Below are 21,554 nucleotides of genomic sequence, written 5' to 3' on the forward strand. Positions count from 1 at the left end.
GCTCTTCCGGCGTCTCCGCCGCGCGGGCCTGCACCGCCAGGTCGCGGGCCAGCATCAGGCCGAGCTCTGCGAGCTCGCCCAGGATCTGCTCGGCTCTCTCGCGCTTGGTGGTGTCCGGTGTCATAGAACAAAACAAGAACATAGATTGAGCCCAGAGTCAAGGATTTTCGTACATCGACCGGAGTCTCCACGGCGCTGCAACGCCTGGGAGAGCAGCGGCCTAAACAGACTCTGCCTTAAATCTCATGCCGGCCAGTCTGCCTTGGGGCCTCGGCTTCTCAAGGACGCGCGGAACGCGCGCCGCATGGCGGCCGGCCAGGGGCCGGTCCTTGACAAGCCGAGGCCCCAAGGCTCGCATCATCCATGAGATCGAAGGGGCGCTCCGCGCGGGTGCGCCGGGGACCGGACTTCGTGACGGTCAGCGACGGGTGGGAGGCGGTCTCGGGCCGGTTGAGTTGACTAAGAAGGTTGCGGGGGGCCATTGAGCGGTTGGCAGACCTCAGACGGTCCGGGCGGCGCTCGGAACGAAGCGAGGTGTGCGTCCCCTTTGACGCCGAGTTGCTGGGCCGTGAACTTCGCCCCCTCGAAGGCTCGCCGGATCGCTACCTCGGCATCTCGGGCGCGGGATAGTGCGAGCCGCTGCTCGTCGATCATTCCCGCGGAAAGGTGGCGCCGGCCTACGAGCGCGTGCAGCGTGAGCCACGCTTGATACTCTTCCTGCTGGCGCAGTTCGAGGTGCTCCAGGTTTTGATACACGCGCCCAAACTGCCTCTGCTCTTCCGACGAAAGAAGACTCGTTCGTCCGCCAGCCGTGGCGGCTTCCCAGCGGTTGGTGTAGATTCCGGGCTCGCGAGGACCGCCGATCCGAGCCGGAGGCGTGAATTGCTGACCGGCTTCAGCGGCATCCAACAGAGCTTCGATCTCTGTCATGCGGCGCGTGACACATGACTCGACCTCGAACCTTCGCGCATAGGCGGTAATGTCCACGTTCATCTCATCTCGCACGACTCCCTTGGCCTCCTCCGAGAGACGGTGCTCGTGGAGATTATTGACTACGGACTCGGCCCCCAGCGCGGTCAGCACGCCCACGACGATGATCAGATACTCCTTCAGGAACTCGCGGACGCCGTGCCAGGGCTTGGGTTTGTGGATGTCCATGATTCAACCCGCCGATATCGGTTTGCAGAGCGGCGCCGAAGCCATTTCGTCCCGGGCTTTTTCTACACGGGCTGGCGGCTTCAGCCCTAGCTTGCCAGCGTCCTCGGAGACACCGTTCCAATTGTGCTGGAACGCTTCGTTTATGGTGCGGAGGCGTCGGATCTCCGCCGCGATGTGAAGTCGCTGATCCTCGCTCAGATGATGGGCGCCGACGTGTTCGTCGATGTCGCCCCAGAGCTCACGCCACCCTTCCCGCCGGACGTCCGCGTTGTTCTCGAACGCGTCATAGAGATGCCCATAGGCCACCCGGTCCTCGAAGGGCATCTGTACAAGCGCTCCGGTGCTGGCGACGCGGAAGACAGCGGTGCGGTAGTTGGTTGCCCTGGGAAACGGCAAGGAGCGCGAGAGCGGCGGCGGGTTTCCGCGATCCCAGGATTGGAGCCACCCGCCGATCTCATCTAGCCGACGGTTCATGCAGTCAGCTTGAAAGGCCGTGAGCTCGAAAACGGCGAGGTCGAAAGTTACTTCCGCGTTCAACGCGCGGCGCGCCTCGGCGACGGCTTCATGCCTGTGGATCGTCTCCACCACCTGTTCGCCGCCCAAGGCGGTGAGCACGCCCACCACAATGATGAGGTACTCCTTCAGGAACTCCCGAAACCCGTGCCAGGGCTTGGGTTTGTGGATGTCCATGGGCCAGTCGCTCCCCCAAGCGATCACTCAGGTCCTACCGGTATCCGGACTCCCCGAACGTCGGCAATGGGTCGCAACGAGACCGACCCCCCGCCGGCTCGGCGCGGGCAGCCGATTCAGAGCAGCCCCAGACCCTCCAGGGCGGGTCGCAGCGCCGCCGGGTCGGTGAAGTGGTGGGTGGCGAAGCCCAGCGCGCGGGCGGCTTCGATGTTGGTGGCGCTGTCGTCGACGAACAGGGCTTCGTCCGGCGCGAAACCGAACCGGTCGCAGGTGAGTTGGAAGATCGCCGCGTCCGGCTTCATCACCCCTTCGCGGCCGGAGACGATGCGCCCGTCCAGCAGGGCGAAGGCCGGGCTCATGGCGAAGGTGGCGTCCTCGGTCTCATGGCTCATGTTGGTGAGCGCGTACTGCCTCACGCCGCGGTCATGGAGGGCGGCGATGGCGGCTTCGGTCTCAGGGATCGCGCCGGAGAACATCTCGCCCCAGCGGTGCTTCCAGGCCCAGATCGCGTCGCGATGCTCGGGATGCTTCGCCGCCAGGGCCGCGCAGTTGTCGTCGAAGCTCAGGCCGCGGTCGGTGGGCGCGTGCCAGGCCATGGTGCAGACCTGGCCCAGGAACCGGTCGCGCTCGGCCGGATCGGGGAAGATCGTGGAATAGAGGGTGCGCGGGTCCCAGCGCACGATGACATTGCCGACGTCCCAGACGACGACGGACACCGTGGACATCACGACCTAGGGGATCAGCCCTGCTTGGCTTTGAAGCGCGGGTTGGTCTTGTTGATGATGTAGACCCGGCCCTTGCGGCGCACGAGCTTGCAGTCGCGGTGACGCGTCTTGAGCGACTTGAGCGAGCTTCTGACCTTCATTGGGCTACCAGGGGACCTATATCGGCCGCGGACGAGAGCGTCCGGGGGTTTCACAAGAGCGCGCGGATATACGGAAACGCCTCGCGCAAGTCAATGTGGCGCAGCCCATGGACGGCGACGGCGATTGAGCGGCCTCGCGACGCCCTCTACCATTCCCAGGATGCGATTGCGTCGCCTCCTTCCCGCGGCTGCCGCCACGGCGCTCCTGGCCCTGCTGGCGGCGGCCTGCGCGACGCCCACGCCCCTGCCGACGCGCCTGCCGCCATCGCCCGCGCCGACGGCCCCGCCGGTCGCGCCGCCCGCCCAGCCCACGCCGCCCGAGGCCGCGCCGCCCGCCCCGGCCGGGCCCGTCACCCCGCCGACGGTCAGCGGCGACATGGTGTTCGACGCCTGGGCGGCGGACTTCTATCCCAAGGCCCTGAAGGCCGGCATCCCGCGCGAGGTGCTGGACCGCGAGATGAAGGGCCTGACGCCCGACCCGAGGGTCACCGCCCGCGACAGCCGCCAGCCCGAGTTCTCCCAGCCGATCTCCACCTACATCAAGGGCGCGGTGACCCCGGGGACCGCCTCCAAGGGCGAGCAGGAGCGGGCCGAGGCGCCGCAGCTGGCCGACATCGAGCAGAAGTACGGGGTGCCGCGCGAGATCCTGATCGCCATCTGGTCGCGGGAGAGCGCGTTCGGCGCGATCCAGGGCGACTTCGACGTGATCCGCTCCATGGCCTCCCTGGCCGCCCAGGGCCGCCGGCGCGACTTCGCCGAGACCGAGCTGATCGCGGCCCTGCGGATCATCGCCACCGGCCAGGCCACCCGCGAGCAGCTCAAGGGCTCGTGGGCCGGGGCCATGGGCCAGACCCAGTTCATCCCCTCGGCCTACCTCTCCACCGCCGTGGACGGCGACGGCGACGGCAAGCGCGACATCTGGAATTCGCCCGCCGATTCCCTGGCCTCCGCCGCCAACCTGCTGGCCAAGGGCGGCTGGCGCCGGGGCGAAAGCTGGGCGAAGGAGGTCGTGGCCCCGGACGGCTTCGACTTCAGCCTGACCGAGGGGCCGAAGCTGCCGCCCGAGGCCTGGGCGGCGCTGGGGGTCACCCGCGCCGACGGCCTGCCCTGGGACGACGCCGACAAGGCGGAGGAGGCCCAGCTGATCGCCCCGGCCGGCGCGGCCGGGCCGCTGTTCCTGCTGTTCCCCAACCACTTCGTGATCCGCAAGTACAACAACTCGGTGGCCTATGCGCTGGCCGTGGGCCTGCTGGCCGACCGGATCGCGGGCGCGCCGCCGCTGGTGCGCCCCTGGCCCGCCGAGCAGCCGTTGTCGCTGGCCGACCGGATGACCGCCCAGCGGGCGCTGGCCGCCCTGGGCTTCAATCCGGGGACGCCGGACGGGATCGTCGGCGCCGGCACCCGCACCGCGCTTCGGGCCTATCAGAAGGCGCGCGGCCTCACCGCCGATGGCTATCTGTCGCCGGTCATGGTGCAGCAGCTGAAGACGGAATCCGGCGCCTCCTAACGTCAACCCGTCATCCCCGGCCTTGTGCCGGGGACCCATACGCTCAGGCGCCGCAGGCCTATCCCCGCCATCGGCGGCTATGGGTGGCCGGGACAAGCCCGGCCATGACGATCATTTGGATCAGGAGCCGCCCTCGTCGGTGCGCTCGATGGTGGCCATGGTGGCTTCCTCGCGGGTGACCGCGGCCGGGTCGGCGTTGCGCAGCGCCGGCGAGAGATAGGCGTAGACCAGCAGGCAGAGCATCAGCCCCATGTTCAGGAAGAACGGGGCGGCGTGGTTGGCGCGGTAGAGCGCCGTGAAGGCCGGGGCGAAGACCGCGTTGATGCCGTTCACCGCCGCGATGGCGCCGGCCACCCGGGCCTGGTCCTTCCAGCCCACCGCCAGCGACGAGCCCGCCGTGAACCCCGGCCGGGCGAAGCCGAAGCCCATGCTGGCCAGCGCATAGCCCGCGACCACGGTGTGGAAGTCCGGCGCGATCGCCACCAGCAGGTTGCCGCCCGCCCCGCAGATCACGCCCCACCGCAGCAGCTGCTTGGGCGACATCTGGAACATGCGGATGATGCCCCACTGGGCGAACAGGCCGGCCAGCGCGCCGAACGCCATGGCGGTGGCGATCTGCTCCTTCGCCGCCAGCGGCGTGACCCCCAGCTTGTCGATCACCAGGAAGCCCAGGGTCTGCTGCTGCGCCGTCTGGCAGGTGGCGACCACGAAGCCGTAGATCGCGAAGGGCAGGATCGCCGGATCGCGCCACAGGGGCCGGCGCTTCTCGGCGATGGCCTCCTGCGCCGCCTCGGCGAGGGCTTCCGGCCGCCGCCGGCTTTCCGGCAGGAAGCGCCAGACCACGAACAGCATCACCGCGGCGATGCCGGCGAAGGTGAACAGCGGCCCGGCCAGCCCCACGACCGGATAGATGAAATAGGGCGCGAGCCAGGGCCCGACGAGGGTGCCGATGCCGATCGCCCCGGCCAGCATGGCCATCGCCTGTGTGCGTTCCTCATAGGGCGTGTGGTCGGCGATATAGGCCTGGTAGGCGGGGTTCGAGGCCGCCCCGAACAGGCCGAACAGCGCGCGGCCGAGCAGCAGCAGGATGAAGATCACCAGGGGCGCGGCGAGCTGGCGCAGGCCCGCGCCGACGATCACCCCGCAAAGGGTCATGGAGACCATGAACCCCAACAGGCCCACCAGCATCAGGGGCTTGCGGCCGTAGCGGTCGGACGCCCGGGCCCAGAACGGCGAGGAACAGGCCCACAGGACCGCGGAGAGCGAGAAGATCGCCACCACCATCTCGTCGGGGATCTTCAGCGAGCGGCCGATCAGCGGCAGGACCGAGACCAGGCCGTTGTTGCCGATCTGGGTGGCGGCGGACGACCAGAAGATGATCGCAAACGCGCTCCTGGGCAGGCTCGATCCGCCTGAAGCCTTGCCGGGGGCCTTCGTCGTCCCGATCTGCGAGGCGGTCGCCATGCCTTGGCCTTATGCGCCCAGGCGTCGCAGCGCAAACCCCCCTGCGATCACGGCCCATTAATGAATAACGGTCATGTTCCCCGCCGGCGTCCGCGGGAGAATCCCTTGTTCCCTATCATTGGCATCGTGCTGCTGTTCGGCCTGGTGTTCGGCAGCTTCATCATGACGGGCGGCAATATCGCCGTGATCATCGGCGCCGCCCCGCACGAGCTGATGGCCATCATGGGCGCCGGCGTTGCCGGCCTGCTGATCGCCAATTCCATGACGGTGCTGAAGGCCATGGGCGGCGGCTTCGGCAAGGTCTTCAAGGGCGCGTCCTGGAAGCCGGCCGACTACCGCGACCTGCTTTCGCTGCTGTTCACGCTCACCAAGACCATGAAGTCCAAGGGCGTGATCGCCCTGGAAAGCCACATCGAGACGCCCAAGGAGAGCGCGATCTTCTCGCGCTATCCGAAGATCATGAAGGACCACTTCGCCGTCGACTTCATCTGCGACACCCTGCGGATGATGACCATGAACCTGGAGGATCCCCACCAGGTCGAGGACGCGATGGAGAAGCAGCTCGAGAAGCACCATCACGAGGCCCTGGCCGCGCCGCACGCGCTGACCAACCTGGCCGACGGCCTGCCCGCGCTGGGCATCGTCGCCGCCGTGCTGGGCGTCATCAAGACCATGGGCGCGATCACCGAACCCCCGGCCGTTCTGGGCGAGATGATCGGCTCGGCCCTGGTCGGCACCTTCCTTGGCGTGTTCCTGGCCTATGGCCTTGTCGGCCCGATGGCCACCCGCATGGCCGCGGTGGTCGAAGAGGACGCCGCCTTCTACAAGATCATCCAGGCGGTGCTGGTGGCCCACCTGCACGGCAACGCCGCCCAGATCTCCGTCGAGATCGGCCGCGGCAGCGTGCCTTCCGGCGCCCAGCCCAGCTTCTTGGAGCTGGAAGAGGCGCTGAACGCCATCCCGACCGACGCGGCCTAAGGCCGGTCGCGACGATTTGCGGGACCCGCGACGCGGCGCATAATCCCTCGCCTTCAGTCAGTCGAAGGACGAGCCCCATGACCCGCGATCCCCTGCGCAAACTGCTTATCCTGGGGGCCGCCGCCCTGGCGCTCGGCCTCGCCGGCTGCGGCAAGAAGGCCGACCCGGGCGAGACCCCGGCCGCCGCGGCCGTGCCCGCGCCCAACAGTCCCGAGGCCCAGGCCGCGATCGCCCGCGACGCCGCCGCGGCCGCCGCCGACGCCGCGGCCGATTCCAACCGCGACGAGGACGTCCAGCCGCCCGCCGCGGCCGCTCCGGCCACCACGCCGCCGCCGGCCATGCCGCCGACCGCTGCGCCGAGCCCGGCCCCGACGCCTGCGACGCCGCCGAAAGCGCCGAAGACTTAGGCGGCCGACCGCGCGGCCCTGTAGGCTCGCCACCATGGGTCCCGACGCCACAGACAGCCCGCTGGAATGGACGGGCGACGGCCAGCCGCGCTCGCGGCTCTATGACGATGTCTACTTCTCGGCCGAGGACGGCCTGGCCGAGGCGCGCGCGGTGTTCCTGGCCGGCTGCGGCCTGCCGCAGGCCTGGGCCGGCCGGGCGCGGTTCACGGTGGCCGAGCTGGGCTTCGGGACCGGGCTGAACATCGCGGCCCTGATCGACCTCTGGGCGCGCCATCGCCCGGCCGGCGGGCGGCTGCACGTCTTTTCCGTCGAGGCCCATCCGATCGCGGCCGAGGAGGCGCGCCGCGCCCTGGCCCGCTGGCCGGCGCTGGACGGCCTCGCCGCGCGGCTCACCGACCAATGGCCCGGCCGTGCGCGCGGGATGCATCGCCTGGAGCTGGCCGACCTCGGCGTCATCGTCGATGTGGCGATCGCCGATGTGGCCGAGGCGCTCGCCGGCTGGTCGGGGCCTGCCGACGCCTGGTTCCTCGACGGCTTCGCCCCGGCCCGCAACCCGGCCATGTGGAGCGAGGCAGTGCTGGCCCTGGTCGCCGCCCGCTCGGCGCCCGGCGCGGCCTGCGCCACCTACACCGTCGCCGGCCAGGTGCGGCGCGGGCTGGCGGACGCCGGGTTCGCGGTGGAGAAGGCCCCGGGCTTCGGCAGGAAGCGCGAGCGGCTGGTCGCGCGCCTGACGGACGCGCCGCTCATCGTTAGAGAAGACATCGGAGCCGGCCTCAAGATCGCCGTCGTCGGCGCGGGGATCGCCGGCGCCGCGGCCGCCCGCGCCGTGCGCGCCCTGGGCGGCGAGGCCCTGGTGTTCGACGCTGAGGGCCGCGGCTCGGGCGCGTCCGGCAATCCCGCCGCCCTGGTGACGCCCCGGCTGGACGCGGGGTTGGGGCCGCCGGCCGCCCTCTTCGCCCAGGCCTTCCGCCGTGCGGTCGGCCTCTATGACGCCCTGCCCGGGATCGGGATCGCCCGCGGCGCCCTGCAGGTGGCGACCGGCGCGCGCGACGCCGCCCGCTTCGCCAAGGTGGCGGGCTCGGACCTGTTCGAGCCGGAAAGCCTGGCGCCGCTGAGCCCCGCCGAGACCGCCGCGCGGCTGGGCGAGCCGGCGCCGGAGGCCCTGGCGCTCATCGACGGACGGGTGATCGAGCCCGCGCCCCTGCTGGCGGCCTGGGCCCCGCAGGTGACCGAGGCCAGGGTCGCGCGGGTCGAGCCGCAGGGCCCCGGCTGGCGGCTGGCCGGCGAGGATGGTGAGACCCTGGCGGTCGCCGACGCGGTGATCCTGGCCTGCGCCCTGGAGACGGCGCAGCTCGCGACGGGCCTGCCGCTCGCCCCCGTGCGCGGCCAGGCGAGCTTCACGGCGGTGGGCGAGGCGCCGCCCGCCGCGGCCTTCGGCGGCTACGCCATCCCGACGCGGGCCGGCGTGCTGTTCGGCGCCACCAACGACCGGGGCGAGGTGGCCCGAGACGTGCGCGCGGAAGACCATGCCCGCAACCTGCGCTTCCTGGCCGAAGGGATGCCCCGGCTCGCCGCGCGCCTGGCCGAAGCGCCGCTGGAGGGCCGCGCCTCAATCCGCGTGGCGAGCCCCGACCATCTGCCGGTCGCGGGCGCGGCGCCGGGCGCGCCGCAGGGCCTGTTCGTGCTGGCGGGGTTCGGGGCCCGGGGCTTCACGCTGGCGCCCCTGCTGGCCGAGCACGTGGCGGCGCTGATCTTCGGGGCGCCCTCGCCCCTGCCCGCGCCCATCGCCGCCGTCGTCGACCCCAGCCGCTTCCGAAAGCGCGCCGCGAAGCGTTCCTAGGCAACCCAGCGTGGCCGTTATAAGTTCAGTCAGGGGGACGGAACTTCGCGAGGATCCTGATCGATGAAGACCCCTCTTGCCATCGCCGCCTCGGCCGCGGTCCTGGCGCTGGGCGTCGCCGGCGCGCCGTTCGACAGCCACGCCGACAGCAAGCCCGCCAGCAAGGACGTCTGCTTCTGGGCGCGCAACGTCACCAGCTTCGCCGCGCCCGACGACCACACGGTCTATGTCCGGGTGAACCAGCGCGACGTCTACCGCCTGGACCTGATGATCTCCTGCCCGGACGTGAACTGGAACCAGGCCATCGCGCTGCAATCCAGCCACGGCGCGGGGGGAAGCATCTGCAACGCCCTGGACGCCGAGATCATCAGCCACGCCACCGGCCTCGGCCGCCAGCGCTGCCCGGTGAAGACGCTGACCAAGCTGACGCCCGAAGAGATCGCCACCCTGCCGAAGGGGGCGAAGCCGTAAGGACCGCAAGGCCTGGAAGGGCGGGTGGTGGACGCGGCTGGGATCGAACCAGCGACCCCCTCGATGTCAACGAGGTGCTCTCCCGCTGAGCTACGCGTCCGTCACCGTGGTCTCGGGAAGGCGGGGATATACCGATGCGGCCCTGAGCGCGCAAGCCGGCGCGCAAGCGGGCGGCGTTAGGCGGCCATCATCCGCTCCACCTCGGAGACGATCTCACGCAGGTGGATGGGCTTTGACAGCACCTTGGCGCCGGCCGGGGCCTGACTGCCGGCGGCGAGCGCCACGGCGGCAAAGCCGGTGATGAACATGATGCGCAGTTCGGGATGCAGGGCGGCGGCCTGGCGGGCCACCTCGATGCCGTCCAGCCCGGGCATGACGATGTCGGTGAGCAGCAGGTCCCAGTCCTGGTCGAGCACCGCGGCGGCCTCGTCGCCGTCGGCGCAGGCGGTGACGTCGTAGCCCGCCTTCTCCAGGGCGCGGGCCAGGAAGCCGCGGAGGCTGTCATCGTCTTCGGCGAGGAGGATGCGGGGCATGGGGCTCTGCAGGCTGAAACGCTTCGGGCCGTGATGAAACACCGACGATAGCTTCGGATCGGTAAACTTCCGACGGGTTAACGCGTGATGAACCTTTGACCACGCCCCAGGCTCAGCGTTCTATGGCCGCATGAACGCCTGGGAGCCGATCGCCGCCAAGGACACGCCCAAGCGTGAGGCCCGGCGCGCGCCGTTCGAGTTGCGCCGCGCCGCCGCCGACGGCCAGGCGCCGCCCACGCCCCTGGTGTTCGCCTCGCCCCACTCCGGGCGTGACTACCCCGACGACATGATGGCCGCCGCCGCGCTCGACGCCCAGACCATCCGCCGGTCCGAGGACGCCTTCGTCGACGACCTGATCTCAGAGGCCCCGAAGCTGGGGGCCGCGGTGATCGCCGCCCGCTACGCCCGCGCCTACATCGACCTGAACCGCGAAGCCTTCGAGCTGGACCCCGGCATGTTCGAGGACGAGCTGCCGGAATTCGCCCGCGCCCGCACGGCCCGGGTGGCGGCCGGGCTGGGGGCGATCGCCCGGGTGGTCTCCGAGGGCCAGGAGATCTACGCCCGCAAGCTCACCTTCCAGGAGGCGCGCAGCCGAATCGAGGGCGCACACCGGCCCTATCACGCCGCCCTGGAGCGGCTGATCGGCGAGGCGCACAAGGCGCACGGCTTCGCGATCCTGATCGACTGGCACTCCATGCCGGCCGCCGCCGCCCGGGCGGGCGGGCGCGACCGGCCCTGCGACATGGTGCTGGGCGACCGCTTCGGCGCCGCCTGCGCCAGCGGGCTCACCGCCCGGGTCGAGCGCGAGCTGGAGGCCCTGGGCTACCGGGTGGCGCGCAACACCCCCTACGCCGGCGGCTACACCACCGAACATTACGGCCGCCCGCAGCGGCGCACCCACGCCCTGCAGATCGAGATCAACCGCAGCCTCTATCTCGACGAGGCCCGGCTGACCCCCACCGCCGGCTTCGCGCGGCTGAAGGGCCATCTGGAACGGCTGACCTCGGCGCTGGCCGGAGCCGACTGGAACGCGCTGAAGACCTGAGCGCCGCGACCGTGAGCGAGCCCACCCAGAAGACCGCCCGCGCCTGGCTGGACGAAGGCGCCGACCTCTACGCCGCCGGCCGCTACGCCGAGGCCGAGGCCGCCACGCGCCAGGCCCTGAAGCTGGAGCCCGGAAACCTGGGCGCGCTCTCCAACCTGGGCGCCATGCTGCGCGTGCAACGCCGCGCCGCCGAGGCCCTGGCGACCTTCGAGCAGGGCCTGGCGATCGCCCCGGACTCCGCGGCGCTCCGGGTCAACCACGCCAACCTGCTGAACGACCTGCAGCGCTGGGGCGAGGCCCTGGCGAGCGCCGAGGCCGCCTGCGCCGCCGCCCCGGCCGACGGCGCCGCCCACGCCGCCCGCGGCCAGGCGCTGGCGGGCCTCGGTCGGCGCGAGGATGCGGTGGAGGCCTTCGTCCAGGCCATGAACCTGGCGCCGGGCCAGCCGGTGATCGGCTTCAACCTGGCCAAGACCCTGTTCGAGATGAACCGGCCGGACGACGCCATGGCGGTCTACGCCGAACTCGCCGCCCGGCTGCCGGGCGCGCCGCGGGTGCAGGCCGAGCGGGGCCACGCCTTCGCCATGCTGGGCCGCTGGGCCGAAGCCGCCGAGGCCTACGGCAAGGCCTACGCCCTGGCGCCCGACCTGCCGCACCTGCTGGGCCAGCTGTTGATGAGCCGCCAGCGGATCTGCGACTGGACCGACTTCGAGGCGCTCTCAACCGACCTCGCCCGGCGGATCGAGGCCGGCCAACCGGCCGCCACGCCGCTGCCCACCGCCGCCCTGCCGATCACGCGCCGCCAGCAGCTGCTCTGCGCGCGCACCTACAGCGCCCAGACCTTCGCGCTGGCGCCGCGGGACCTCGCGCCGCCGCCCGGGCCGCGCCTGCGGGTGGGCTACTTCTCCGCCGACTTCCACGCCCACGCCACCGCCTTCCTGATGGCCGAGATGCTGGAGCTGCACGACCGCGACACCTTCGAGGTGACCCTGTTTTCCTTCGGGCCGGATGACGAAAGCCCGATGCGCGGGCGGATCCAGGCCGCCGCGGAGCGCTTCTATGACGTGCGCCGCCTGGGCGCCCACGCCATCGCCGAGATGGCGCGCGGCCTGCCGCTGGACATCGCCGTCGACCTGAAGGGCTTCACCGCCGGCTCGCGACCCGAGATCTTCGCCGGCCGGGCCGCGCCGGTGCAGGTGAGCTTCCTGGGCTTTCCGATGACCAGCGGCGCGCCGTTCCTGGACTATCTGGTCGCCGACCCGGTGCTGATCGCACCCCCCAAACGCGGCGAAATGGGTGAGACCGCCGACTATTCAGAGAAGATCGCCTGGCTGCCGGATTGCTACCAGCCCAACGACCGCAAGCGGGAGATCTCGGACCGGGTCACCACCCGCGCCGACCACGGCCTGCCGGACGACAGCTTCGTGTTCGCGAGCTTCAACGGCTCCTTCAAGATCGCGCCGGGCGTGTTCAGCCTCTGGATGGAGATGCTGCGAGAGGTCCCGGGCGCGGTGCTGTGGCTGCTGGGCGACGAGCCGGTGGCGGCGGCGAACCTCAAGGCGGCGGCCAAAGGCGCGGGCGTCGATCCGGCGCGGCTGGTGTTCGCCCCGCCGGTGGTGCTGGCGCGCCACCTGGAGCGGCTGCGCCACGCCGACCTGTTCCTCGACAGCCTGCCCTACGGCGCCCACACCACTGCCAGCGACGCGCTGTGGGCCGGCCTGCCGCTGGTCACCCGCAAGGGCGAGACCTTCGCCGGACGGGTGGCGGCCAGCCTGCTCACCGCCGCGGGCCTGCCGGAGCTGATCGTAGAGACTTGGGACGCCTACAAAGGCCTCGCGCTCGGCCTGGCGCGCGATCCGGACCGCGTGGCGAGCGTCCGCGCGCGGGTCGCCGCGGCGCGCGCGGCCTCGCCGCTGTTCGACACGCCGCGCTACGTCGCGAACCTGGAGGCGCTCTACCGGCGCATGCACGAGCGCCGGCTGGCGGGCCTGGCCCCCGACCATCTGCCGCCCCAGCCGGCCTGAGGCCTATATTGGGCGTACATGACAGGGCGGCGCAGGCCTAACATGCGCAACCCGGCCGACCGCGGCGCTGGGCGCCCACCGACAAGCGAAATCCGGCGCCCGCGGTTGCGGGCGAGCGATTGGGAGGCTGATCCCGCATGATGCCGGTCAGATCATGGAAGAGCTTGGAGCCTGGATGCCGGACGGCGCGATGATCGAAACCCCCCGCCTGCTTCTGCGTCGATGGCGCGATACGGACTGGCCGGCGTTTGCTGCAATGAACGCCGATCCTGAAGTGATGCACGACCTCGGCGGCCCCATCACGCGGGCCGAGAGCGACGGCAAGCTGGATCGGTATGCTGCGGCCTTCGACCGCGACGGCCTGAGCCGCTGGGTGATCGAGGACCGCGGGAGCGCAGAGTTCCTCGGGTACGCCGGCCTCCTGCATCGCGCCAGCCATCCGCTCGGCGCTCATTTCGACCTGGCCTGGCGGTTGGAGCGAACGGCCTGGGGCCGGGGCTACGCGACCGAAGCGGCTTCCGCAGCGCTGAATGACGCCTTCATGCGCGTCGGTCTCGTCGAGGCGTTCGCCTATACGTCGCGCGAGAACCTCCGGTCCCAAGCCGTCATGGCGCGGCTGGGTCTGCGTCGGGACCCGTCGCGGGACTTCACGGCCACCTACGACGGTTTCGGGGAATGGTCTGGCCTGGTCTGGGTGGCGCGACCGGTCCGCGCCCGGCCTTGATCCCGAATTTCCATTCTGAAGGCCGCCATGCCGCGAAGGCGCGCCAACCGCCTCTGAGAGACGTGTCCAGCCGACGGCGGGCGTCCTTGTTCGCGGCCTGCCGGGGCGGCATATTCGACGAGCCAGCGCATCGCCATCAATTGCCCGCACAACGCTTGCTTCGGTGTCAGGATGAAAGACGAGCTGAAAGCGACGCTGCAAGCCCACATTCACGCCGGCTGGCAGTCAAACCCAGCGATGCTTCAGATCATCGATGGCTACGCCCGCTATCACGCCGTCCTTGCCATCACCGGCGCAGCTTTCCTGATCATTTTTCTAGGCCTGGCGTTCCGGTCCTTCTCAGCGTTCCGGAAAATCCCCGGGCCGCGGGGTTTCAGCTGGCCGTTTGAAAAGGCCGTACCCTTCCTCTTCGGATTGTTGTTCACCGCCACCGCCCTGCTCCTGGCGCTGGTGATCACGGCAAACGTCACCAACGCCTCCAACCCCCTTCCAGGTTTTTCGGGCAGCATCCCCTCCATTGCTGTTTCGCAGCGCACCGCCGGGCTGCACCGGGCCTTCGACGATTGGATACTGTCCGAGAACGCTGAAACGCCAGAGGTCGTCCGGCAAAGCCTTCATCATCGGCGTGTATTTCACGCGACGCGGTTGTCCATCGGACTGCTGTTCCTTTTCTCTCTGGCGCCGCTGAGCGCCTACCTATGGAAATCGCTGCTTATCAAGCGGAGCGTGCGCACCCACGGCTGGACGCTCCCGGAATTGACACAGCTGGCCTTGGGACTGGCTTCGGTCCCATGCATCTACTTCATGATCTTGGTGGTCATGGCCAACACGCAGAGCGCCATCGTCCCGCTCGCCAATACCTTGCAGTTCGGGTGAGCGCCGGGTTCATCCCGGCGCCCGCGCCTTCGCCATGCCGCCCTATCGCCTCGCGCCGCGGACCAGCGTCTCGAAGGCCGCGGCGACGACCTCCTGCGTGACCTCGTCCGGCGTCCGCTCCCACTGCATGGTGAAGCCCAGCAGCAGCGCCTGGACCGCCAGCCCCAAAACCCGGGACGGAACCGCCATCTCGGCGCCGAACCCGGCTTCGATCCGCCTGGCGATTTCGTCGAACTGCGCCTTCTGCTGCGCCGCCTGCTGCGCCCGCATCTCCGGGTCGGTGCGGATATAGGCCTGCAGCTCGGCGTAGAAGGCGGCCTCCGCCTCGGCTTGCGGGAACTGCGCCATGAGCGCGCGGGCGACGTCGCGCGCCGTGGTCCGGGCATCGCCCGGCGTGATCGCGACGTCCAGGTGCAGGCGGCGGCGGTCGACGGCCTCCCACAGCAGTTCGGCCTTGGTCCGGAAGTTCGAATAGATCGCGCCCTTGGTCACCCCCGCGCGCGCAGCGATATCGTCGAGGCTGACGGCGCCGAGGCCCCGCTCGGCGACCAGGGCCGCCGTGGCTTCGACCAAGGCGGCGCGGGTGCGCTGGCGCTTCGGGCTGAACTGCGGCTTGACCACGCCCAAGGATTATACCACGGTATAAAAAACTCCAGTATATTCTGATCGGGGGAGCTCAGATCATGCGCAAGCTGCGGTCTCGTCTGGCGCGCGTCGGCGTGGCGCTGGGGATCATCGTTTCGGCCTCCCTGGCGGTTGCGGCCCCGACGTCTCCTCCCCTGCCCCTCCCGCCGGATCAGGACATCCCGCCTGTGGCGCTGGCGGCGCTGGTGGACGCCACCGTCCGCCAGGCGATGGAGCGCGACCATATCGCCGGCGTCACGGTCGCCGTCGTCCAGGACGGCCAGGTGGTGCTGAAGAAGGGCTATGGCTTCGCCGACGTCGCGCACCAGCGCCCGGTCGACCCGGACCGCACGCTCTTCCGGGTGGGGTCGATCAGCAAGACCTTCACCTGGCTGATGGTCCTGAAGGCCGTCGACCAGGGCCGCATGAGCCTGGACGCCCCGCTCAACAGCTACTTGCCGCCCAAGGTGCGCATTCCCGACCATCCCGGCTACCGCCAGGTGCGGGTGCGCGACGCCATGACCCACACGCCGGGATTCGAGGACACGCCGCTGGAGCACCTCATGGTGCGCGACCCGGCGCAACTGCTGCCGATCGACGACGACCTGGCGACCTGGCGTCCGGACCGCGTCTATCCGCCCGGCGAGGTCGGCGCCTATTCCAACTATGCCGCGGCGCTGACCGGCGACGCCCTGGCCCATGCGCAAGGCGCGCCCTGGCCGGACCTGCTGGAAGCCGAGATCCTCAGGCCCGCCGGCATGGCTCACACCACGGGCCGCGAGATCTATCCGCCGCACGCAGGCTTGCCCGCGCCCATGCCCGCGAGCCTCGCCGCCGACATGTCCACGGCCTATCGCTGGAACGGCGCCGGTTTTACTGCCGATCCCTTCGAGCTGGTCGGCGGCAATGCGCCGGCCGGGGCGATCTCCAGCACGGCGGGCGATATGGCCCGCTACATGACCCTGCTGCTGGGCGGCGGCGCGATCGACGGCCACACGATCTATGGCCCGGCCACGGCGTCGGCGATCCGCACGCCCATGCGGCTGTATCCCGGCGGCGGCGGGGTCGATGGGGGATTCTTCCAGGGTCCGCTGGGCGGCGGGCTGATGGGTTACGGCCACAATGGCGCGACCATCGATTTCCATTCCAACCTTCTGATCGTGCCGGCCCTGCGACTCGGCGTCTTCGTGTCGACGAACACCGAGAACGAGCACTCGCTGACCGGCGCGCTTCCGGCGCTGATCGCCCAGACCTTCTACGTCGCGCCACAGCCGCCGCTTGCTCCCACGCCGGGCCTGCTACGCGACGCCAGCCGCTATGCCGGCGAGTACCAGTCCTCGCGCCGGCCTTTCCATGGGCTGGAAGCCTTCGCCATGAGCTTCCTGTCCACGCCGGTTTCGGTCGCGGCGCCCGGCTACCTGATCCTGGGTGGCGAGCGGTTCGTCGCGACGGGCCAGCCCGGCCTGTTCCAGGACGCCGATCACCCGTGGGTCCGCTTCCAGGCCAAGACGGGGCCCGGGGGGACCGTGACCCTTGACCTCGGCGGCGGCGAACTCCAGCGGGCCGACTGGGGCCACCAGACCCGCACCCTGGGACTCCTGGTCGTGCTGACCCTCCTGGCGTCGCTCGCCATCCTCTTCGGCCTGGGCGCGTCCGCACGCTGGCGGCTGCCCCAGACCCGCGTCCAGCGGATCGCCGGCGCGCTCCGCGGACCCGCCGCGGCGCTGTGGCTGTTCGCCGTCCCGGCCTTCGCGCTGAAACTGCAGGCCGCCGTCGCCGATCAGAGCACGGTGGTCTTCGGCTGGCCGCAGCCCATCGTGATCGCTACCGCGACCGCCGGCCTCGCCGCAGCGGCGCTGAGCTGGGCCGCCGCCGCCCTGACCCCCTTCGCCTGGGCGGGTCGGGACGGGTGGAGCGGATGGCGCAAGCTCCGGTTCACGGCCACGATCCTGGTGTTCTCCGCCCTCGGCCTTCTGCTGGCGACCCGCGGCGCGTTGCAGCCCTGGAACCCCTGACCCCCGACCCCTGACCCCTGACCCCGGCCGGGAAGGCTTCGCATGGTCACGGCGGACAGACCCGCACGCCGCCCCGACCGGCGGCGTCAGGCCTCGAACGCGTGCCTGTCCGGTTCGACGGCCAGCGTCCGCAGGAAATGGCGCACGGCCGCCGCCATCGCGGCTTCCGCCGCGGCGTCCTCGATGCCGAAGTCCCCGAGCTGGCGATCCACGTACATGCGCGCCAGGCCGTAGATCATGGTGCGGGCGTTGAGCGTGGTGTTGAAGAGGTCGTCCGACCGCAGGAGTCCCTGAGCGCTGGCGGCGGCGAGGAGGTCCACGACCAGGGCCTGCGCCTCCGCCAGATCCCGCTCAAGGGTCTTGGAGGCGCTCAGGTCCAACAACCGCCGGTCCCCGAGGATTTCAAAGAAGGTGGGATGGCGCACCGCCCAGCGCAGGTAGGCTCGGGCGAGCGCGCCCAGCCGGACGAGCGGATCGCCGCTGTCGCTGCCGGCCATCGCCGCATCGATTTCCGCCCTGAACCGGCGCATGGCCTCTTCCGCCGCCGCCGTCATCAGCGCAGCCCGGGTCGGGAAATGCCGAAAGGGCGCGCCCGAGGAGACGCCGGCGCGTCGGGCCGCCTCACGCACGGTCACCCGCCCTGGGCCGCGTTCCTGGATCAGGGCGACGGCAGCCTCCACCATGGCCTCGCGCACGGCGCCGTAGGGATAGCTCGACCGCCGTTCAGGCGGCGGGTCTGTGGGGGCTGTCGGCTTGGCCATCCCTCTCTTTGAGCCGACAGCGCCGCGCGAGTAAACGCCCCCGTCGGCGAGTCCTCTTGACGAGGGGTCCGCCTTGAACGTAAGCACTGCTCACGTTTCGTGGCGCGACGCCATCGCAGGGAGAAGACCGTGAGGAGCCTCATCGTGGGAACAGGACTGGCTTTGACCCTTGCCGGCGCCGCCGGAGCCGCCGACGGACTGGACGGCCGCTGGGTCCCGCCGACCGGCAATGTCGAAATCGTCTTCGCGCCCTGCGGCCCGGCGATGTGCGGCTCGGTCGCGCGGGTGATGGCGAACCGGTCGATGGCCGGCGCGGGCGCCAGCGCCGCGGCCCCCGCCCAGATCGGGATGAAGATCATCACCGCGCTCCATCCCGCAGGCGCCGGGAAGTGGAAGGGCAAGCTCTTCGATCGCGAGCGGGGCAAGACCTATGATTGTCTGGTCGAGCCGATGGGCGCCACGATGAGCGTGCGCCCCTATGTGGTGCTGCCGGTCTTCGGCAAGACCCTGACCTGGACGCGGACGGCCTCCTAGCCGACGGCGAGGGCGGGAGCGGGAGCGGGAGCGGGGCGAGGCCGCCAGTTTCCGGCGCCGCGCTCCACCCGTGCCGACTTCCGTCCCGTCCGCACTCCACGCGCATTGGGCCAAAAAAAAGCCGCGCCCGAAGGCGCGGCAGTTCATAGGGAGGAAACGCCCAGGAAGGGCAGAGGCGTCAGCGACGCCTCATCTGCACAATCTACGGTGCAATGCACAACGACGCAAGCGTCTGCGACAAAAAACCTGCGTTTTCATTGTGCTGACATGTGAAAAGCGAGATTTTTCCGAGCCTTGCGCGACGCCGCGTAAACCCCATTTAGGTTGCAGCGCACAACAGCGGCGCCATTCGTCGTAACTCAAGGCTGGCGGCCAGGCGCGCTCTCGCCTAAAAGCGCGCGGCCCTGCCCGCCCGCAAGCTCCCGAAAAGACGTCTCGATTCCCATGTCCCTGCGCAACATCGCCATCATCGCCCACGTCGACCACGGCAAGACGACGCTCGTGGACCAGCTGCTCGCCCAGTCCGGGGTGTTCCGCGCCAACGAGGCGCACGCCGAGCGCGCCATGGATTCCAACGACCAGGAGCGCGAGCGCGGCATCACCATCCTGGCCAAGTGCACCAGCGTGCTGTGGCACGGGGCGGCGGGCGAGACGCGGATCAACATCATCGACACCCCCGGCCACGCCGACTTCGGCGGCGAGGTGGAGCGGATCCTGGGCATGGTGGACGGCTGCGTGCTCTTGGTGGACGCCGAGGAAGGCGTCATGCCGCAGACCAAGTTCGTGCTGGGCAAGGCGCTGAAGATGGGCCTGCGGCCCATCGTCTGCCTGAACAAGGTGGACCGCGCCCACGCCGACCCGGACCGGGTGCTGAACGACGCCTTCGACCTGTTCGACGCCATGGGCGCCACCAACGAGCAGCTCGACTTCCCGCACATCTACGCCTCGGGCAAAAATGGCTGGGCGACCATGGACCTGGCCCAGCCGTCGCAGACGCTGGCCCCGCTGTTCGACCTGATCGTCAGCCACGTGCCGGAGCCCAAGGCGATCGCGCGCAAGGACGAGCCCTTCCAGATGCTCTCGGTGCTGATCGAGAACGACCCCTTCCTGGGCCGCCTGCTGACCGGGCGCATCGAGAGCGGCAAGGCCACGCCCGGCCTGTCGATCCACGCCCTGCACATCGACGGCAAGGAGATCGAGCGCGGCCGGATCACCAAGGTGCTGGCCTTCCGCGGCCTGAAGCGCCAGCCGATCGAGGAGGCCGAAGCCGGCGACATCGTCGCCATCGCCGGCCTGTCGAAGGCGACCGTGGCCGACACGCTGTGCGCCATGGAGGTCACCGAGGCCCTGCCGGCCCAGCCCATCGACCCGCCGACCATCTCGATGACCGTCAGCGTCAACGACAGTCCGCTGGCCGGGCGCGAGGGCGACAAGGTGCAGAGCCGGGTGATCGCCGCGCGCCTGCTGAAGGAGGCGGAGGCCAACGTCGCCATCCGCGTCGCCGAGACGTCGGAGAAGGACGCCTATGAGGTGGCGGGCCGCGGCGAGTTGCAGCTCGGCGTGCTGATCGAGAGCATGCGCCGCGAGGGCTTCGAACTGTCCATCAGCCGCCCGCGGGTGGTGTTCCAGGCCGACCCGGACACCGGCGAGCGGCTGGAGCCCATCGAGGACGTGATGATCGACGTGGACGAGGAGTTCACCGGCATCGTCATCGAGAAGCTGTCGGCCCGGAAGGCCGAGCTGAAGGACATGGGCCCGTCGGGCGCGGGCAAGACCCGCATCAGCCTGATGAGCCCCTCGCGCTCGCTGATCGGCTACCAGGGCGAGTTCCTGACCGACACCCGCGGCTCCGGCGTGCTGAACCGGGTGTTCAGCCACTACGAGCCCTACAAGGGGCCCATCGACGCCGGGCGAAAGGGTGTGCTGGTCTCCAACTCCGACGGCGAGACGGCGGCCTATGCGCTGTGGAACCTCGAAGAGCGCGGCTTCATGTTCGTCGGCGCCGGCGAGAAGACCTACCAGGGCATGATCATCGGCGAGAATTCCCGGTCCGACGACCTGGACGTCAACCCGATGAAGGCCAAGCAGCTGACCAACGTGCGCGCCTCGGGCAAGGACGAGGCGGTGCGCCTGACCCCGCCCAGGCGGCCGACCCTCGAGCAGGCCATCGCCTACATCGAGGAGGACGAGCTGGTGGAGGTGACCCCCAAGTCCATCCGCCTGCGCAAGAAGGTGCTGAACCCCAGCTTCCGCAAGAAGCGGGTGAAGGAAGACTAGGCCAAGGTTCAAGCTGTCCAAGCCGTAACTGGACGCCGCGCCGCCGGAGTGAGACCGATAGGCGGACCGGAGCACCACCGAGATGACCCTTTCCCAGCTTCCCGCCCTGCCGACCAAGCCGCCCCGGCACTATCCGACCTCGGCGGCCAAGTGCGCCGACCTGGTGGTGCACATCGTGGGCCTGACTCTGGCCCTGGTGGGCGGGATCATCCTGCTGCTGCTGGCGGTGCGCGCCGGCTCGATCAGCGCGGTGGTCGGCGTCTCGATCTACGGGGCAGGTCTGCTGGCCATGCTGGCCTTCTCCACCGCCTACAACTTCGCCAAGGCGCGCTATCGCCCGACGCTGCGCAACCTCGACCACGCCGGCATCTTCCTGATGATCGCCGGCTCCTACACCCCCTTCACCATCCACAACCTGACCGGCGCCTGGGCCTGGGGCATGACCATCGCGGTCTGGACGATCGCGGGCCTGGGCGTGGTGATGAAGCTGGCGCTGCCCAAGGTGGACCGCAAGCTTTCCCTGGCGCTCTACCTGGCGCTCGGCTGGCTGGTGATCGTGGCGCTGAAGCCGATGATCGCCAGCGTGGCCTGGTACGCCCTGCTGCTGCTGCTGATCGGCGGGGTGCTCTATTCGACCGGCGTGATCTTCTATGTGAACAAGCGCCTGAAGTTCGCCCGCGCCATCTGGCATGGCCACGTGGTCGCCGCCGCCGCCGCCCACTGGACCGCGGTGCTGCTGGGCGTGGTGCTGGCGACCCGCTGAG

21 protein-coding genes and 1 tRNA gene are annotated in these 21,554 nt (G+C 70.2%); 13 read left to right on the forward strand and 9 right to left on the reverse strand.

The window, feature by feature from the left end:
- Positions 1-459: 459 nt before the first annotated feature.
- The 4 genes from VGL85_RS03870 to ykgO form a co-directional block, all read right to left on the reverse strand.
- Positions 460-1,158, reverse strand: a complete 699-nt coding sequence (locus VGL85_RS03870; RefSeq protein WP_331586179.1) for a hypothetical protein — start codon at positions 1,156-1,158, stop codon at positions 460-462.
- Between the two features lie 3 nt (positions 1,159-1,161).
- On the reverse strand, positions 1,162-1,848 hold the full coding sequence (locus tag VGL85_RS03875; RefSeq protein ID WP_331586181.1) for a hypothetical protein: 687 nt from the start codon (positions 1,846-1,848) through the stop codon (positions 1,162-1,164).
- A gap of 116 nt (positions 1,849-1,964) precedes the next feature.
- On the reverse strand, positions 1,965-2,573 hold the full coding sequence (locus VGL85_RS03880; RefSeq protein ID WP_331586183.1) for an HAD family phosphatase: 609 nt from the start codon (positions 2,571-2,573) through the stop codon (positions 1,965-1,967).
- Between the two features lie 14 nt (positions 2,574-2,587).
- A complete protein-coding gene (gene ykgO, locus VGL85_RS03885) occupies positions 2,588-2,713 on the reverse strand; it encodes a type B 50S ribosomal protein L36 (protein ID WP_293379178.1) in 126 nt (41 codons plus the stop codon).
- A 166-nt stretch (positions 2,714-2,879) separates the two neighbouring features.
- Between ykgO and VGL85_RS03890 the strand changes: the two genes are divergently transcribed.
- The gene (locus VGL85_RS03890; RefSeq protein ID WP_331586187.1) at positions 2,880-4,220 is read left to right on the forward strand and encodes a lytic murein transglycosylase; all 1,341 of its coding nucleotides are present in this window, start codon (positions 2,880-2,882) and stop codon (positions 4,218-4,220) included.
- A 120-nt stretch (positions 4,221-4,340) separates the two neighbouring features.
- Here VGL85_RS03890 and VGL85_RS03895 read toward each other — a convergent pair whose 3' ends face one another.
- Positions 4,341-5,684: an MFS transporter gene (locus VGL85_RS03895; RefSeq protein ID WP_331586189.1), complete on the reverse strand. Its 1,344-nt coding sequence runs from the start codon at positions 5,682-5,684 to the stop codon at positions 4,341-4,343.
- Between the two features lie 105 nt (positions 5,685-5,789).
- On the opposite strand from VGL85_RS03895, the gene motA reads away from it, so the two are divergent.
- The 4 genes from motA (at position 5,790) to VGL85_RS03915 (ending at position 9,380) form a co-directional block, all read left to right on the forward strand.
- The gene (gene motA / locus VGL85_RS03900; RefSeq protein ID WP_331586191.1) at positions 5,790-6,662 is read left to right on the forward strand and encodes a flagellar motor stator protein MotA; all 873 of its coding nucleotides are present in this window, start codon (positions 5,790-5,792) and stop codon (positions 6,660-6,662) included.
- A gap of 77 nt (positions 6,663-6,739) precedes the next feature.
- Entirely contained in the window at positions 6,740-7,069 is a 330-nt protein-coding gene (locus VGL85_RS03905; RefSeq protein ID WP_331586193.1) for a hypothetical protein, read from the forward strand.
- Between the two features lie 34 nt (positions 7,070-7,103).
- Complete coding sequence (mnmD, locus tag VGL85_RS03910; protein WP_331586195.1) at positions 7,104-8,909, forward strand: tRNA (5-methylaminomethyl-2-thiouridine)(34)-methyltransferase MnmD; 1,806 nt, start codon at positions 7,104-7,106, stop codon at positions 8,907-8,909.
- 63 nt (positions 8,910-8,972) lie between these two features.
- Positions 8,973-9,380, forward strand: coding sequence for a DUF6491 family protein (locus tag VGL85_RS03915; protein ID WP_331586197.1), 408 nt, complete (start codon positions 8,973-8,975; stop codon positions 9,378-9,380).
- 25 nt (positions 9,381-9,405) lie between these two features.
- Here the strand turns inward: VGL85_RS03915 and VGL85_RS03920 are convergent.
- Positions 9,406-9,480: transfer RNA gene (locus tag VGL85_RS03920), tRNA-Val, on the reverse strand.
- A gap of 76 nt (positions 9,481-9,556) precedes the next feature.
- The gene (gene cpdR / locus VGL85_RS03925) at positions 9,557-9,913 is read right to left on the reverse strand and encodes a cell cycle two-component system response regulator CpdR (RefSeq protein WP_331586199.1); all 357 of its coding nucleotides are present in this window, start codon (positions 9,911-9,913) and stop codon (positions 9,557-9,559) included.
- A gap of 130 nt (positions 9,914-10,043) precedes the next feature.
- Between cpdR and VGL85_RS03930 the strand changes: the two genes are divergently transcribed.
- The 4 genes from VGL85_RS03930 to VGL85_RS03945 all read left to right on the forward strand — a co-directional run bounded on the left by VGL85_RS03930 (position 10,044) and on the right by VGL85_RS03945 (position 14,579).
- Positions 10,044-10,958, forward strand: a complete 915-nt coding sequence (locus tag VGL85_RS03930) for an N-formylglutamate amidohydrolase (protein ID WP_331586201.1) — start codon at positions 10,044-10,046, stop codon at positions 10,956-10,958.
- A gap of 11 nt (positions 10,959-10,969) precedes the next feature.
- The gene (locus VGL85_RS03935) at positions 10,970-12,979 is read left to right on the forward strand and encodes a tetratricopeptide repeat protein (RefSeq protein ID WP_331586203.1); all 2,010 of its coding nucleotides are present in this window, start codon (positions 10,970-10,972) and stop codon (positions 12,977-12,979) included.
- Positions 12,980-13,154: 175 nt separating this feature from the next.
- Positions 13,155-13,703: a GNAT family N-acetyltransferase gene (locus VGL85_RS03940; RefSeq protein ID WP_331586205.1), complete on the forward strand. Its 549-nt coding sequence runs from the start codon at positions 13,155-13,157 to the stop codon at positions 13,701-13,703.
- Positions 13,704-13,874: 171 nt separating this feature from the next.
- The gene (locus VGL85_RS03945) at positions 13,875-14,579 is read left to right on the forward strand and encodes a hypothetical protein (RefSeq protein ID WP_331586207.1); all 705 of its coding nucleotides are present in this window, start codon (positions 13,875-13,877) and stop codon (positions 14,577-14,579) included.
- 42 nt (positions 14,580-14,621) lie between these two features.
- Here VGL85_RS03945 and VGL85_RS03950 read toward each other — a convergent pair whose 3' ends face one another.
- Positions 14,622-15,200 carry a TetR/AcrR family transcriptional regulator gene (locus VGL85_RS03950; RefSeq protein WP_331586259.1) on the reverse strand — a complete coding sequence of 193 codons (579 nt, stop codon included), beginning with the start codon at positions 15,198-15,200 and terminating at the stop codon, positions 14,622-14,624.
- Positions 15,201-15,262: 62 nt separating this feature from the next.
- On the opposite strand from VGL85_RS03950, the gene VGL85_RS03955 reads away from it, so the two are divergent.
- The gene (locus VGL85_RS03955) at positions 15,263-17,218 is read left to right on the forward strand and encodes a serine hydrolase domain-containing protein (protein WP_331586209.1); all 1,956 of its coding nucleotides are present in this window, start codon (positions 15,263-15,265) and stop codon (positions 17,216-17,218) included.
- 86 nt (positions 17,219-17,304) lie between these two features.
- Here VGL85_RS03955 and VGL85_RS03960 read toward each other — a convergent pair whose 3' ends face one another.
- Complete coding sequence (locus tag VGL85_RS03960; RefSeq protein WP_331586211.1) at positions 17,305-17,979, reverse strand: TetR/AcrR family transcriptional regulator; 675 nt, start codon at positions 17,977-17,979, stop codon at positions 17,305-17,307.
- A 129-nt stretch (positions 17,980-18,108) separates the two neighbouring features.
- On the opposite strand from VGL85_RS03960, the gene VGL85_RS03965 reads away from it, so the two are divergent.
- From VGL85_RS03965 to trhA, 3 genes are all read left to right on the forward strand, one after another.
- Positions 18,109-18,513, forward strand: a complete 405-nt coding sequence (locus tag VGL85_RS03965) for a DUF2147 domain-containing protein (protein WP_331586213.1) — start codon at positions 18,109-18,111, stop codon at positions 18,511-18,513.
- A 444-nt stretch (positions 18,514-18,957) separates the two neighbouring features.
- Positions 18,958-20,790, forward strand: a complete 1,833-nt coding sequence (gene typA / locus VGL85_RS03970; RefSeq protein ID WP_331586215.1) for a translational GTPase TypA — start codon at positions 18,958-18,960, stop codon at positions 20,788-20,790.
- 82 nt (positions 20,791-20,872) lie between these two features.
- Positions 20,873-21,553 carry a PAQR family membrane homeostasis protein TrhA gene (trhA, locus tag VGL85_RS03975; RefSeq protein ID WP_331586217.1) on the forward strand — a complete coding sequence of 227 codons (681 nt, stop codon included), beginning with the start codon at positions 20,873-20,875 and terminating at the stop codon, positions 21,551-21,553.
- The last annotated feature ends 1 nt before the right edge of the window (position 21,554 follow it).

The organism is Phenylobacterium sp., assembly GCF_036501465.1.
Classification (GTDB): domain Bacteria; phylum Pseudomonadota; class Alphaproteobacteria; order Caulobacterales; family Caulobacteraceae; genus Phenylobacterium.